Source organism: Kribbella italica (assembly GCF_014205135.1).
Classification (GTDB): domain Bacteria; phylum Actinomycetota; class Actinomycetes; order Propionibacteriales; family Kribbellaceae; genus Kribbella; species Kribbella italica.
The window spans coordinates 7,682,008-7,696,487 of the sequence record NZ_JACHMY010000001.1 but is presented as its reverse complement, the minus strand read 5'-3'; the positions used below and the strand labels follow the sequence as shown (position 1 = coordinate 7,696,487).

The 14,480-nt window shown below is 67.3% G+C and carries 13 protein-coding genes and 1 tRNA gene; 8 read left to right on the top strand and 6 right to left on the bottom strand.

Going from position 1 to position 14,480, the window contains the following annotated elements:
- The first annotated feature begins 21 nt into the window (after positions 1 to 21).
- The 6 genes from HDA39_RS35930 (at position 22) to HDA39_RS35905 (ending at position 4,387) form a co-directional block, all read left to right on the top strand.
- Positions 22 to 264, top strand: coding sequence for a hypothetical protein (locus tag HDA39_RS35930; protein WP_184802907.1), 243 nt, complete (start codon positions 22 to 24; stop codon positions 262 to 264).
- 28 nt (positions 265 to 292) lie between these two features.
- Entirely contained in the window at positions 293 to 544 is a 252-nt protein-coding gene (locus tag HDA39_RS35925) for a hypothetical protein (protein ID WP_184802905.1), read from the top strand.
- 58 nt (positions 545 to 602) lie between these two features.
- Positions 603 to 1,019, top strand: coding sequence for a hypothetical protein (locus HDA39_RS35920; protein WP_184802903.1), 417 nt, complete (start codon positions 603 to 605; stop codon positions 1,017 to 1,019).
- 107 nt (positions 1,020 to 1,126) lie between these two features.
- Positions 1,127 to 2,689 (top strand): replication initiator, encoded by a 1,563-nt coding sequence (locus HDA39_RS35915; RefSeq protein ID WP_202893219.1) that lies wholly within the window; start codon positions 1,127 to 1,129, stop codon positions 2,687 to 2,689.
- Positions 2,690 to 2,718: 29 nt separating this feature from the next.
- Positions 2,719 to 2,904, top strand: coding sequence for a helix-turn-helix transcriptional regulator (locus HDA39_RS35910; protein WP_184802902.1), 186 nt, complete (start codon positions 2,719 to 2,721; stop codon positions 2,902 to 2,904).
- A 10-nt stretch (positions 2,905 to 2,914) separates the two neighbouring features.
- Positions 2,915 to 4,387: a helix-turn-helix domain-containing protein gene (locus HDA39_RS35905; protein WP_202893218.1), complete on the top strand. Its 1,473-nt coding sequence runs from the start codon at positions 2,915 to 2,917 to the stop codon at positions 4,385 to 4,387.
- 24 nt (positions 4,388 to 4,411) lie between these two features.
- On the opposite strand, the gene HDA39_RS35900 is transcribed toward HDA39_RS35905, so the two are convergent.
- The 4 genes from HDA39_RS35900 to HDA39_RS35885 all read right to left on the bottom strand — a co-directional run bounded on the left by HDA39_RS35900 (position 4,412) and on the right by HDA39_RS35885 (position 9,870).
- Positions 4,412 to 4,487: transfer RNA gene (locus HDA39_RS35900), tRNA-Thr, on the bottom strand.
- 29 nt (positions 4,488 to 4,516) lie between these two features.
- Positions 4,517 to 5,659, bottom strand: a complete 1,143-nt coding sequence (locus tag HDA39_RS35895) for an MFS transporter (RefSeq protein ID WP_184802900.1) — start codon at positions 5,657 to 5,659, stop codon at positions 4,517 to 4,519.
- Positions 5,659 to 8,562 carry an AfsR/SARP family transcriptional regulator gene (locus HDA39_RS35890; protein ID WP_184802898.1) on the bottom strand — a complete coding sequence of 968 codons (2,904 nt, stop codon included), beginning with the start codon at positions 8,560 to 8,562 and terminating at the stop codon, positions 5,659 to 5,661. The genes HDA39_RS35895 and HDA39_RS35890 overlap by 1 nt, the downstream gene beginning before the upstream one ends.
- Positions 8,563 to 8,604: 42 nt before the next feature.
- Positions 8,605 to 9,870, bottom strand: a complete 1,266-nt coding sequence (locus HDA39_RS35885; protein WP_184802896.1) for a gluzincin family metallopeptidase — start codon at positions 9,868 to 9,870, stop codon at positions 8,605 to 8,607.
- A 93-nt stretch (positions 9,871 to 9,963) separates the two neighbouring features.
- On the opposite strand from HDA39_RS35885, the gene HDA39_RS35880 reads away from it, so the two are divergent.
- Together HDA39_RS35880 and HDA39_RS35875 are read left to right on the top strand one after the other, a co-directional pair.
- A complete protein-coding gene (locus HDA39_RS35880; protein ID WP_184802894.1) occupies positions 9,964 to 10,674 on the top strand; it encodes a class I SAM-dependent methyltransferase in 711 nt (236 codons plus the stop codon).
- A 180-nt stretch (positions 10,675 to 10,854) separates the two neighbouring features.
- Positions 10,855 to 12,279, top strand: a complete 1,425-nt coding sequence (locus tag HDA39_RS35875) for a glycosyl hydrolase family 18 protein (RefSeq protein ID WP_184802892.1) — start codon at positions 10,855 to 10,857, stop codon at positions 12,277 to 12,279.
- A gap of 73 nt (positions 12,280 to 12,352) precedes the next feature.
- Here the strand turns inward: HDA39_RS35875 and HDA39_RS35870 are convergent, their stop codons facing one another.
- Positions 12,353 to 13,381 (bottom strand): CapA family protein, encoded by a 1,029-nt coding sequence (locus tag HDA39_RS35870; protein WP_184802890.1) that lies wholly within the window; start codon positions 13,379 to 13,381, stop codon positions 12,353 to 12,355.
- Positions 13,378 to 14,442 carry an acyltransferase family protein gene (locus tag HDA39_RS35865; protein ID WP_184802888.1) on the bottom strand — a complete coding sequence of 355 codons (1,065 nt, stop codon included), beginning with the start codon at positions 14,440 to 14,442 and terminating at the stop codon, positions 13,378 to 13,380. The genes HDA39_RS35870 and HDA39_RS35865 overlap by 4 nt, the downstream gene beginning before the upstream one ends.
- Positions 14,443 to 14,480 lie beyond the last annotated feature (38 nt).

Genomic DNA, 14,480 nt, shown 5'->3' with positions numbered 1-14,480 from the left:
CACCGAAAGGAGAACCCAAAGGTGACGATCGATCAGCACCGCATCGATCAAGACCTCGCCGCCTGGCTGCTCGGCTCGATCTACCGAGCCTTCCACTGCAACGGCTGTGGCCGGCCGATCGTCGCCGCCCGGATGGAGTGGCTGAACCCCGTCTACGTCTGGGCTCTCACCGCCCAGCTCGGAACCCCGATGGTTGCCCACTGCCCCTACCTGCACTGCGACAACGGCATCACCCAGCACTCGAGCGCAGTCACCTCCCACTGACCACACCAACCGGAAGGACACCACCGCCATGACGATCGATCTCAACGCCTACGCCGAACTCACCGCCCACCGCGACACCGCCACCGACACGTTCCTGTGCGACTGGGTCGCCAACGAACACCTCGGCGGCCACGACTGGTGCCCCACCGTCCTGGAACCCGGCGACACCTACGCCCTGGTCGTCATGGCAGACACCATCGTCGGCCGCTACTGCACCGGCTGCGGCTACCACCTCTTCGGCACCCCCGAACTCGAACCCGCACCCGCACGCACCGCCTGACACGTGACCGTCAACGACCCAACCGGCGTCGTTGCCCACCACAACGAAAGGAACCACCATGACCGACACCAAGACCGCCACGGTCCCCGCCTACTTCAGCACCTTGATCCCAGCCAACACCGTCCCGTTCGTCATCGACGCACTACGGGCCGCGTTCGTCCAGCGTCACGCCGACGAAACAACCCCCGCCGATGCCTGGGACGAACACGGCGCCTGGTCACCCGGCGGGATCTGGACACACTCGACCGACACCGCATGCACTGCCCGGCTGGATCACTACTACTCCGTCGTGCGATTCGCCCATCAGGCCCTCGGCATCCGCGCCAGCGGCAGCAACGACTTCGCTGTCCTCAACGCAACCATTCGCTCCGAGTGCGAGGCCAGCCGCCTGGTCGTGGAGATCCCCGGTCTTGGTTTCGTCCAGCCCAGCTACGCCACCCACCACGGCCTCAAACCGTCACCCCGACCCCGCTGACACGTAGCCGTCAACAACGCCTGACCGCAGAACTTCCTGTTCGACCCCGCGAAACCAGCTGGCCGGCGCGCAAGATCTCCGGCCACACCACCCGAAAGGAGGCCACCATGACCACCACACCCGCACGAGACCCGCTGAACGTCCTGGGTGGCCTCCTGGGCGGCGTCGAGATCATCTCCGAGCACAACCACACCCTCGACCCCGGCAACCGCCGCAACCCCACCTCAGGCGTCGAACAAGCCATCCAGCGTGCCGCGACCACCGCCAACTACGGCGAATGGCTCGACCACACCGCGTCGGCAGGTGGCTGTGTCCGCCCGATCCAGCTACGCGGCGAAGCCCACGTGGTCTCCACCCGCACCGGCCGGATCATCTCCACCCGCCACACCGACGACATGCCCGACAGCGTCATCTACAAAGCCTGCGGAAACCGCCGCGCCGCCGTCTGCCCCTCCTGCGCCGAGGTCTACCGTGGGGACACCTACCAACTCGTCCTCGCCGGACTCCAAGGCGGCAAAGGCATCCCGGCCACGGTCACCCAACACCCCTGCGCCTTCGTCACCTTCACCGCACCCAGCTTCGGCCCGGTCCACGGCACCCGCAAAGCCCGCGACAAAGACGGCAAGCTCCGCAACCGGCCCTGCCGCCCCCGCCGCAACCCCGACCCCTGCCCCCACGGCGTCGACCTCACCTGCCACCAGACCCACGGCGACGGAGACAAAGCACTCGGCAAACCACTGTGCCTGGACTGCTACGACCACGACCACCAAGTCGTCTGGAACGCCCTGTCCGGCGAACTGTGGCGACGCACCATGGAACGCGTCAAAGACACACTCCGCACCTGGGGCAAACACCACGGCCTCCGGGTCAAGCTCTCCTACGGCAAGGTCGCCGAAATGCAGGCTCGAGGCGTCGCCCACTTCCACGCCCTGGTCCGCCTCGACGGCATCAACCCCATCGCACCCCACGAGATCGCCGTACCTCACGCCTCCGCAGACTTCACACTCCTGGCCTACGCGATCCGCCGCGCCGTCGAAGGCACCCGGTTCCGGTCCCTGCCCCACCCCGACGCCCCCAACGGCTGGGAGATCGCCTGGGGCACCCAACTCGACCTGCGCCCCGTCCGGCAAACCGTCGACGGAGTCATCACCGAAACCGCCGTCGCCGGATACCTGGCCAAGTACGCCACCAAAGCAGCCGAAGCAACCGGCCACTCATCCGCCAGGCTCACCAACTCCACAGTCCGCCGCTACGCCACCCTCGACACCCACGCCGGCCGACTGGTCGACGCTTGCTGGCGACTCGGACGCCCCGGCTCCGACCTCGACGAAGACGAAGCAGCCAAGAACTCCGCACGGCTGTCGTACCGACGCCTCCAGAAGTGGGCCCACATGCTCGGCTTCGGCGGCCACTTCTCCACCAAATCCCGCCAGTACTCCACCACCCTCAAAGCCCTCCGCCAAGCCCGCAGCGACTGGCGGCAAGAACGCCACCGCACCGCCGACCACACCGACGACGTCGAAACCACCCTGATCGTCGGCAACTTCACCTACGCCAACACCGGCTGGCGAACCATCGGCGACGCATTCCTCGCCAACACAGCCGCTGCTAAAGCCCGCGAACACAGACGACTCGTGAAGGAACTGATTGCCGAGAACAACGAAGCCTGACACGTAACTGTCAACGGAGGAGGAACGACATGGTTGCCAATACGCAGCGGCGATGGACAGTTGATGACGTTGCCGTCTATCTGGGTGTACCCGTGAAAACGCTCTACAAATGGCGCTGCCAGAAGTACGGGCCTGCGGGAGTTCGTGTCGGCAAGTATCTGCGGTACGACCCTGATGAGGTCGTTGCATGGTTCAACGCACAGAAATCCGCTTAGGTAGGAAGTTATGCCGAGAAAGCCATTGCCGCTGGGATCATGGGGCAAGATTCGTACTTATGTAGCGCATACGAACGGAAAAGGGAAGGCGGATAGCTATCGGGCGATGGCGGGCTACCGTGACTTTGACGGTCATGTGCGGCAGGTTGAGGCTTACGGGAAGACTTCGTCGGCGGCTGAGAATAATCTCCAAACGAAACTAAAGGAGCGGTCGCAGCTAGGTCGCTCCGGCATGCTGACCTCGCTGACGCGATTTTCTGTTGCCGCTGAAATGTATCTCACCAAGCTCACAACCATGGTGAAGGACGACAAGAGGTCGCCAGGCACGCTGTACACCTACCAACAGCAGCTTGCGACGAACGTCATTCCCCGTATCGGCGAAGTTCGACTAGGAGAGTTGACGACCCCGCTACTCGACAAAGTCGTTACAGCAATCAAAGAGGAGGTAGGTGCAGCGTCTGCCAAAACATGTAAGAGCGTAATTTCCGGCATCTTGGCACTCGCCGTTCGACACGGGGCAATTTCTTCCAATCCGGTTCGCGAGCTGGAATCCATCGAGGCGACCCCGAAGAACGCGCCACGCGCCTTAAGTGAGGACGAGCGTCAGCAATGGTTCTCAATGCTCAATGAAGACGACCGTGCGATACAGGCTGACGTTCCTGACCTCTCGATGTTCCTGTTGGCCACTGGAGTCCGAATTGCGGAGTCTCTAGCGGTCTTGTGGACTCAGGTCAATTTCGAGCGGCGAGAAGTCGAGATTACATCCCAGATCAATCGCGTTATAGGCGCAGGGCTTGTACGTCGTCGGACCAAATCTCGCGCCGGTGTCCGGGTATTGACCTTGCCGAACTGGGCTATGGCCATGCTCCAACGCCGATTCGCAGCAGGAGTGCACTTGAATGGCCCGGTATTCCCCGACTCGCTGGGAGGATTTAGAGACCCCAACAATGTGCGAAAGGATCTCCGGCTCGCTCGACAGCCGATCGGCAGCGAAATTCGCCGCAAACTGGGTCACGAATTGCGAGACGCCCGACGCGCGGCCGGCCTTTTGCAGACAGATGTCGCACAGCAGTTGGGGTGGTCCAAGAACCGGCTCAGTCTTATGGAGACTGCACGAGTACGAGTTGGGTCCGAAGATGCGGAGCGGCTGTTCAATGTCTACCGAGTCGCACGGTCTGAGCGAGCACGACTGATGGACCTGGTGGCCCACGCGGGAGCGACGTCGACGGCTGACCTCTTGGCCTGGGTGACGTCGCACACCTTCCGGAAGACGACAGCGACCCTTCTCGATGAAGCCGGACAGTCACCACGTCAGGTCGCTGACCAGCTTGGGCAATCTCGACCATCCATGACTCAGGATGTCTACTTCGGTCGTCGGGCCGCGAACCCGGAGGCGGCAAGTGCGCTCGACGAGGTCATGCCGGGAGTCGCCGAGAATGAAAAGCATGGGGTAAACCATGGGTCGAGCGGCTCTGGTTCATGATCACCGGGGCATATGCCCTGGTGGTGGAGCCGGTGAGGGGACTCGAACCCCTAACCCCCGCTTTACAAGAGCGGTGCGCTGCCAGTTGCGCCACACCGGCCGGTGTGCTTGTCGATTGTAGTGGATGGGTCAGAGGGAGTGGCGGAGGGCTCGGGCTCCGGGGACGGCTATCAGGGCTATGGCGGCCATGACCATGAAAGCTGGGGTGGGGTGGTCGACCAGGACGCCGACCGCGGTGGCGACTAGGAGGCCGCCTAGGTTGCCTGACATCCAGATGAGGCCTGCGGCGGTGCCTTCTGCTTCGCCTGTGCGGCGTTCTACTACCTCTAGGACTACGGGGAGGGCTGGGAGGAGTAGGAGGCCGATGGTGGTTATGGCTAGGTAGGCGATGAGGGTGCTGGGGGCTAGGGCTAGTAGGGCGCAGGCAATGGCTGTGGCCGTGAGGCTTACGGCTAGTTGGGCTGAGGCGGCGTTGTGGCGGGAGACCCAGATGGGGATGGTGGCGCTGCCGAGGACGCCGGCTATGACGTTGACCAGGAGGATGGTGCTGGCGGTGCTGGCGGAGACGCCGGCTGGTTCCAGGAGGGGTTGGGCGAAGGTGGTCATGGCCACGAAGACGCCGAAGGGGAACATCGCCAGGACGCAGAGGCGGCGGATGAGGGGGTCGCTCCAGGCTGTGCGGAGGGCGTTGCGGTCGGGGCGGATCGCCACGGGTTTGTGGTCTGCGGGGAGGCGGAGGGCCACAAACAGGACAAGGGAAGCAATAACGGAGAAGACGGCTGAGATCAGTAGTACGGCGGGGAGTTGGTTGCCTGCGGCAAAGATTGCGGAGAGGACGAAGGCGATGACCATGCCGGCGAAGATGCTGGCGGTGCCGACCGCGATGCCTGTGGGACGGTCCTTCACCGCGAGGTAGCGGCCGGTGATGCCGGTGACGGCGTTGAGGACCAACGGTTGGGCGATCGAGGCGAGGATTTGGCCGGCTAGGAGCCAGGGGTACGTGTCGCCCAGGCGGATCAGAGCACCGACAGCCGTCAACAGAGCGCCGGCCAGCAGAGAAGCTCGGAACCAGCGGTCCAAGAGGAGGCCTGCGGGGATCGCGAGTACGACGTACAAGAGGGGGAAGACCTGGGCCAGCCAGCCGATGGTGTTTTCGGTGACGTCGTAGCGGTCGGCGGCGACGGTGGTGACGCCGGCGAAGTTGAGCCAGACGAGTTGGGTCGCGGCGCCGACCAGGGAGTACGCGATGATCGGCGTCCAGCGGCTGCGCATTACCGAACAGTAAGGCCTTCCTCGGCCAGTCGGCGAGCTTCCAGGGACTCGAGTTGCTGGTAGAGGGTGAAGGCTTGCCGGCGATCGGCGGCTGACTGTTCGGGGGAGGTCAGGCGCAGGCAGTCGGAGAGGCCGTCGAGGGCTCGGGCTTGATCGAAGGCGGTTCCGTTCTCGGCCACGAGGGCGAGGGCCCGCTGGAATTCGTCGGCGGCTCGGCGGTGGTTGCCGGCGGCGCGGAGCGTGCTGCCGAGGCGTAGCCGGACCTCGGCCTCGCCGTCGGCGTTGCCGGTCAAGGCGGCTTGTTCGAGGGCGCGGTGGTGGGCGTCGAGGGCGCCGTCGAGGTCGCCGAGTTGTTCGAGCGCGCTGCCACGGATGGCGAGGATCTCCGAACTGAAGCGCGGCGTCGTCGGCGCGCCGAGGTCCGCCGTACGCCGGATGGTCGCGAGCGCTTCGACCGGTTGGCCGAGGTCGACCTGGCAGCAGGCGAGGAAGCTGAGCAGCCGGGCCATTCGGAGGCGGAAGCCGCCCTGCTCCGCTGCCGAGTACGCCGCGCGAACGGCGTCCGCCGCTTCGGCGTACCGGGCCTGGGTCCAGAGGCTGATCGCCAAAGTGTGGTGATACATCGTGGCAGTGCGCGGCGACAGCTCCCCCGACAGCGACAGAGCCCGGGTCAGCTCGGCGATCGCCCGCGCGGGCCGGCCGATCCGGAGCGATGCACGGCCGCGCTGAGCGGCGGCGTACGCCTGCAGCCGTACGTCGCCTAAGCCGTCGGCCAGCGTGATCGCGTGGTCGATCAGGCGGAGCCCGGTCTCGCGGTCGTTCAGCGTGAGCTCGAGCCAGCCCGACTGGACCAGGAAGTAGACCTCGCTCGCCCGATCACCCGCCCGCCGCGCGGCAGCGATCGCCGAGGCGAGCAGCTTGCTGCCGAGGTCGTTGCGGTCGGCGGTGAAGACGAACGGGTAGATCCCGAGGGTGAGGGCAACGGTGTCGGCCGGCCGATCGTGCGCGACCGTCCAGGCAACCGCGTCGAGCACGTTCTCGGCGTCCCTCGCGAGCCAGGCCTCGGCTTCCTCGGCGGTGGCGAGCGGCGGAAGCGATACGGGTGAAGCGGGCTGCTCGAACGGAGGATCACCGAGCAGATGTACGGCGGTCGCCCGCGCCGCCGCGGTGTAGTAGCCGAAAAGGGCCCCAGGCAAGGAATCCCCCGGCAGCCCGGCGGCGAACTCGCGGATCAGGTCGTGCAGGCGGTAACGCCCAGGACCGTTGTCCAGCAGCATGTTCGCGTCCACGAGCGCGTCGAGCGCGTCCTCAGCGGCCGAGACCTCGAGCGACGACAGCGCCGCCGCGCCGTACCGGTCGAAGTCCCGGCCGGGGACCAGGGCAACCAACCGCAGTAGCCCCTGCTGCGATACAGGAAGCTGCTCGTACGACACCATGAACGCCGCCGTCACGCTCCGGCCGTCGACGCTCAGCTCGACCAGACGGTTGGCCTCCAGGCGGTCGTTGAGGTGAGCAACGGTCCAGCTCTTCCGGTGCCGGAGTTTCGAGCCGGCGATCGAGAGCGCCAGCGGAACCCGGCCGCAGCGCTCGACGAGGTCCGGCAGCGCGGGATCGGAGCCTTCGCGACCCGAGACGGTCGCGACGAGTTCGGCGGCGTCGGAGGCGGCGAGACCGTCAAGGGCGAGCCGGGCGGAGACGTCGAGCGACGACAGATGCCCACGACTGGTGACGATCACCGCGCAACCAGGTGCTCCCGGCAACAACGGCCGTACGACGGAACCGCCCGGCGCGTTGTCGAGGACAACGAGTACGCGGCGCCCGGCGGTCTCAGCACGCCACAGCGCCGCGGCCTCACCGAGATCACCAGGGATCCGATCGACACCGACCCCGACACCTCGCAGCAGGTGGTTGATCGCGTCGGCCGCCGCCATCGGCGTACGGCCTGGTGTGTGGCCGTGCAGATCGACGAACAACCGGCCGTCCGGGAAGGATTCCGCGACCGCCCGTGCGGCGTGCACCGCGAGCGTGGTCTTGCCGATGCCGGCCATGCCGTCGACGCAGACCAGCGGCATCACGCCCGGCTGGGTCAACGCCGAGGTCAGAGTCTGCAGGTCCCCAGCCCGACCGATGAACGTCGAGCCGCCGTACGGCAGTTCGTCGCGGCCCGTCGGCCGCTCGGCGTTGTTCAGGACCTGCCGATGGGTCGCGCGGAGGCCCGGGCCGGGCTCGACGCCGAGCTCGGCGACGAGGGCCTCGCGCGCTCGGGCGTAGGCGTCGAGTGCCTCGGCCTGCCGGCCGGCTCGGTACAGCGCGGTCATCAGCTGAGCGGTGGAGTGTTCGTCCATCGGGTCGTCGCCCACCCGGGCCTTCAGTTCGGCGATCACCTCGGCATGCCGGCCGAGTTCGAGCTCGAGGTCGATCTGCTCGGCCCGCGCCTTGCGCCGCAGTTCGCTCAGCCGATGACGCTCGGAAGCGAGGTACCGGCCGGGAAGCCCTGCGAGAGGCTCGCCGTCGAACAGTCCCAGAGCGGTGGTGAAGAGGTCGGCGGCGGAGCACTTGTCCGACGTACGGCGAGCCTCGGCGACGGTGGCCTCGAAGGCGCTGACATCGAGCTGATCCGGAGCAAGATCGAGGACATACCCATGCCGGGTTCGTCGCAAGAGCTCACCGTCAGGCAGCGCCTGCCGCACCCGGTACACGTACGGCGCCACCACCTTCGCCCCGCTGGCCGGCGCCGCATCACCCCACGCCGCACTCAGCAGCTCTTCCGCCGTCAGCACGTGATTGGCGTTCAACGCCAGGACAGCCAGCACCGCCTGCTGCCGCACCGGCCCGAGGTCGAAGTTCTCCGACCCGGCAAACCCCCGCGGCACCCCCAGCAGCTCGAGCCGCAGCCTGTCCATACCCCAGTGTCACCGACCAGCGGCTCGCCGAGGCCGGAAATCTCACCGTTTGACGGCTGCGACGAGGGCCGCGTCGGTGGTCTTGAAGTGTTTGGCCAGCGCACGGTCGCGGGCCGCAGGGTCCTCCGGGGCTTTCGCGACGTCGGTGTAGAAGGCGTTCACCTTCGGGAGGCCGTACGTCGTGACCAGGTGCTCCACGATCAACCAGCTGACGCCGTAGCTCTGTTCGTCGTAGTCGCCGTGGAAGACGCCGTCGATGGGAAGAACCTTCAGCTTCGGCAGGCCCTCGCGGCGGATCGTGCGGCGGTGGTCGGCGAGCCACTCGGTGTGGCCCTCCTCGGCGGTCAGCTCCATCTCGACGTACTCGGCGAAGCCCTCGACCAGCCAGGTCGGCGCGCCGTGGCCGAGCGGTGACATCGCGGCGTGCGTGAACTCGTGGGCCAGCAGGAAGCGGTCGGCGTCCGCGCGTTCGCTCGGGTGGATCACGATCCTGCTCCCGGTGACCTTGAACTGGGTCGCCTCGGGGTCGATCGGCGTGTAGTTCTGCACCGCGACGGCCGCCGCCGGGTGACCGCCCGTCTGCCACTCCGCGTCGAAGGACCGGCCGTCGCCCAAAGCAACGATCAGGATCCCGGCCTGGGCCCGCCGGGTCGCCGTCCGTACGGCGGGTGTCGCGATCCGGGCCTCATGCAACAGTCGCCGGCCGTTCGCGCGCTCGGACGGCGGGACGATCACCAGTACGCCGGGCCCGCGCACCACCTCGAGCGGGCCGAGGTCCCAGGGCTCGCGGGTCTTGCCGCGATCGGTCTCGGCGGCCAGGTCGTCGTCGTCCACGAGCAGCCACCGACCGTTGCGCTCGGCAAAGGTGTAGCCGGCCGGCACGTACCGCGCCGAGGTGTCGATGCCGTTCACCTGCACCAGCATCATGATCCGGAACGCAAAAGCCTTCGCGCCGTGCTGCGCCTGCGGCTCGGGCACCCAGCCGGCCTCGCGCCGGTAGGTCAGCGAGCGCAACCCGATCTTGCGCAGGTTCGCGTACTGCACCTGGTGCCGCGCCCGCAGCTTGGTGTTGCGCGGATCGAGCTGCCCCAGAAAGACCGGCAGCTTCCCCCCGATCACCGCCGCCGCGCGCGCCTTCAGTACGGCGTCCACCTGCGCGACCATCCGCGCCTCGGTGTCAGCAGCCGACGTCACGGCGCGCTCGTCCGGCCGTCGTACGGCCCAGGTCACCGTTGACACGGCAACAGCCAGTACGACGACACCCGCGGTCCACAGCACCCGTCGCCGGGTCCCGACATCCCCACCCATGTGTTCTCCCCAGAACCACCCCACCCAGTGCGCAAAGGCTACAGCCCGCCACCGACGTCCGGGACGTTTGCCCGGCTCGGGTTCAATCGATCCATGAACCTGACGAGCTCGTACGACGAACTGGCCGACGCCTACCACGCCACCGTCGATCCCGACGGCGGCGGCCTGACCGATCCGGCCCTCGACGACCTCCTGGGTGACATCCGCGGTCAGCGGGTCGCATCGATCGCCTGCGGCCAGGGCCGCGACGCCCGCCGGCTCGCCGATCTCGGCGCGACCGTCGTCGGCGTCGACGCCTCCGAGACGCTCCTGACCCACGCGAGAAGGCTCGAGCAGGACAGCCCACGCGGGATCGAGTACCTGCACGGCGACGCGCAGCGACTCGAAGGACTGGCGGACACGTCGTACGATGGCGCGCTCTGCTACATGGCGCTGATGGACATCCCCGAGCTCGAGCCCGCGCTGCGGTCGGTCGCGCGGATCCTGAAGCCCGGCGGCTGGTTCGTCGCGTCGATCGTGCACCCGTGCACCAAGCCGCCGTCGCACGGCGAGCTGACCGACCACACCACCGGCGAGAGCCGCCGGGTCACCGGCCGGTACTTCGAGGAGGGCCCGTACGACAGCGACACCCGGTGGGAGATCCTGCCGCGGGTGTCGTACCACCGGACGCTCTCGACGTACGTGAACACGCTGGTCGCGGCGGGCCTGGCCGTCGAGCGCCTGGCCGAGCCGATCGGCGACCGTCCGGTCTGGCGGGAGGCCGCCGGGCTGCTCTACCTGCGGTGCCGGAGGGTGGATTCTTAACGCCGTGAACTCTTGACGCCACGGAGCGAAACACGATTCACTGATCGCGACTTCGGTCAGATCTTTCCTTAAGTACACCTTCGCACGACCGCCCCCGGAAGGTGCACCTGCAGGACGCGTTCGGCGTGCTGACCTTTCGGGGGTGCCGCCCCAGGAATCGTCCGAAAGGAACCCGCCCCCATGAAGGCTTTTTCTTCACCTTGGATCAAGCTCCGAACCCGATGGGCCGTCGCCGGTCTGGCCGTGGCCACCGCCGCGGCCGGCGCCGTCGTCGCCCCGTCGGCCGGAGCCGCCACCCAGTCCGAGGCCACCGCCGCTGCCCCCAGTGCCGCGGCCGCCTTGCCGAGCGGGTTCCGTAGCGTCGGCTACATGCCGTCGTGGGCCGGCGACGTGAACGCCGTCCAGTACTCGAAGCTGACGCACATCAACTACGCGTTCGCGCTGCCGAACTCCAACGGCACCCTGCAGGGCATCGAGAACACCGCGAAGCTGTCCCAGCTGGTCAGCCGCGGCCACGCCGCCGGCGTCAAGGTGTCGCTGGCGATCGGCGGCTGGAACGACGGCAACGACTCCGCGTTCGAGCAGCTCGCGGGCAACTCCGGTGCCCGGACGACGTTCGTGAACAGCGTGATGAGCGTGATCAACCAGTACGGGCTGGACGGCGTCGACATCGACTGGGAGTACCCGGACCCGGGGCAGTCGGGCAACAACTACACCGCGCTGATGCAGCAGCTCAGCAACACGCTGCACGCCAACGGCAAGCTGCTGACCGCGGCCGTCGTGTCCGAGGGTGGCACCGCGAACGGCGTCCAGCCGGCCGTCTTCGGGTACGTCGACTGGCTGAACATCATGGCGTACGACGGCGGCAGCCCGCACGCCGGTTACGACTGGTCGATCAACGCGGCGAACTTCTGGAAGAACCGCGGTCTGCCGAAGAACAAGACCGTGCTCGGCGTCCCGTTCTACAGCCGGCCGAACTACACGCAGTACAAGGACATCGTGGCGATGAACCCCAACAACGCCAACATCGACTGCGTGACCATCAACGGCGCGCAGAACTGCTACAACGGCGTCCCGACGATCAAGCGCAAGACCCAGTGGGCGGTCGCGAACGCCGGCGGCATCATGAACTGGGAGCTGTCCCAGGACGCGACCGGCAGCGCCTCGCTGGTGAGCGCGATCTTCGACGCCGCGGGCGGCACCACCCCGCCGCCGACCGGTGGTAAGACCGGCCCGATCAAGGGCATCGGCGGCAAGTGCGTCGACGTTGCCGGTGGCAACAGTGCGAACGGTACCGCGGTCCAGATCTGGACCTGCAACTCCTCCACCGCCCAGACCTGGACCGTCGGCGACGGCACCGTCCGGGCCCTCGGCAAGTGCCTGGACGTGGCCGCCGCCGGTACGGCGAACGGCACGCAGGTCCAGCTCTACGACTGCAACGGCACCGGCGCCCAGGGCTGGCAGCCCCAGTCCAACGGCACCCTGCTGAACCCGGCCTCCGGCCGCTGCCTCGACGCCACCGGCCAGAGCTCGGCCGACGGCACCCGCCTCCAGATCTGGGACTGCGCCCGCTCGGCCAACCAGCTCTGGACCGTTCCCGCCTGATCGAAAGTCTGAAGCGCCTCGTCCCCTTTCCAGGAGACGAGGCGCTTCTGCATGGGGACCAGCGGGCTAGTGATCATGGGGTCTGCTGCAGCTCGGCGCAGTCGCGGAGACCGTTGACGCGGGCCCGTTCCTTGTCGCGTTCGGCGGGAGTGAACTCGACCGGCTGGCGAGTCTCCGGCGACAGCGCGGTCGGGGTGAAGTCGCGCTCGACAACCGTCCGGCCGCGCAGGGTGAGATGCAGTACGCCGCCCCGCCAGTCCTCCGGCGTCAGCAGGCCGGAGCCCCACAGCAGGTTCCCCATGCCGTAGGCAACGAACGTCTTGCCCTCGTACCCCTGTCCCTGCAGGACGTGGGCGTGCGCGCCGACCACGACATCGGCGCCGGCCGCGGACAGGTCCGCGGCGAACGACCGCTGGTCAGCGGTAGGACAGCGATCGTGCTCCGAACCCCAGTGCGGCGCGACGACGACCACGTCGCTCGTCTTCCGAGCCGCGCGTACGGCGGCCAGCGCCTGGCGGCGGTCGATGGCCAGCGCCAGCCCGGCGCGGCTCTTCGTCGCGGTCCACTCCTCGGCCAGATCCGAGACCTGGCTGAAGGCGAAGACCGAGACCCGGATCCCGCGGATCGTCGTACGCCAAGGGGCGTAGGCCTGGGCGGCGTTGCGCCCGGCACCCACTGTCGGCAGGCCGCCTCGCCAGGCCGCGGACATCGTGTCGAACAGACCGACCTGGCCGTAGTCGAGGGTGTGGTTGTTGGCGAGGCTGATCAGATCCACGCCGGCCGACTTGATCGCCGTCACCGCGCGCGCGTCGGTCCGGAACAGGTACCGCTTTTGCTGGGCCGTCCCGCGGGTGGTGATCGGGGTCTCCAGGTTGACGATCGCCAGGTCGGCGCTCTTCAACTCGTCGACCACCGGGCCGAAGGCCGTCGCCGGGTCCTTCTCCAGCAACTCCTGGGTCTTGCCTTCGAAGTTCACGTCACCACCGAAGGCCAGGGTCAGCGACGGGCCCTCGGCCCGCACCGGCGGATCCGCCTCGAGCTCTCCACCGGTGCACCCGGTGAGAAGTAGCAGGAGAAGGAGACAGGTGCCCAGGGCCCTCATTCGAGTCCTCGCTTGAGTCGTGGGGCGAGCGGCTTCTCGACGTACCGGTTGATCAGGTACGCCGCGGCGACCATCAGGAGGGTCGTGCCGCCGACCAGGAGGTACTTGTTCACCTGGTCGCCGAGGCGCTCGAAGATGATGAAGCCGATGTGTGCATGGATCAGGTAGAGCGGGTAGGTGAGGGCGCCGAGGGCAACGAACCAGGGGCGCGCCAGCCGTGTCGTCAGGCGCAGAGCGACGGCGAGCATCACCGCGAAGACGAGCACGATCGCCGCGACGACGACCGGGGTCTTGAGCGTGGTGTGGAAGCGGTCCTCGACGTCACCCGCGAACTGCACACCGCGGTACACCGCGTTGACCAGGCAGAGTCCGACGAGGACCAGCCAGGACGGCCGCGGCCCGAAGCGGTAGATCATGCACAACGCCATTCCCGCGATGAAGTAGTGCGAGAACTGGGTGTTCAGGATCAGGTCCGCGCTCGACGGCAGGACGCCGAGCTGGTACACGGCGGTGAGGCCGAGCCAGGTCCAGATCACGATGCCGACCCGCCGCGTCGTGATCGTGAAGAAGGTCAGCGCGAAGATGATCAGGTAGAAGCGCAGCTCGGCCCAGAGCGTCCAGTACACGACGTCGACGTTCTCGAGATTCGCCAGCGAGTTGAACATGGTCAGGTTGCCGAGGTACTGCACCAGGCCGATCGGGAACCGGCCGGCGCCGAAGAGCACCGAGACCAAGGCGGTCAGCGACACCGCCACCCAGTACGCCGGGTAGAGCCGGACGACGCGCGAGACCACGAAACTGCGCGGGGTGCGGTCCCAGGCCGACAGCAGGACGACGAACCCGCTGATCATGAAGAACAGGTCGACGCCGAGATAGCCGTACCGGGCGAGCAGCCCTGGTACTTCGAAGCCGAGCGGCGAGACGACCTTGTAGTACCCGGCGAACAGGTAGTGGTAGAGAACCACCGAGACCGCCGCGAAGATCCGCAACAGATCGATCTCGTACAACCGGCCGGTACCTGTCCGGGCAGCACGCTGCGCCCCCGCCGCCAACAGACTCATGCGGCAAACCTATCCACCCGGACCTGGTCCGGGCGTCA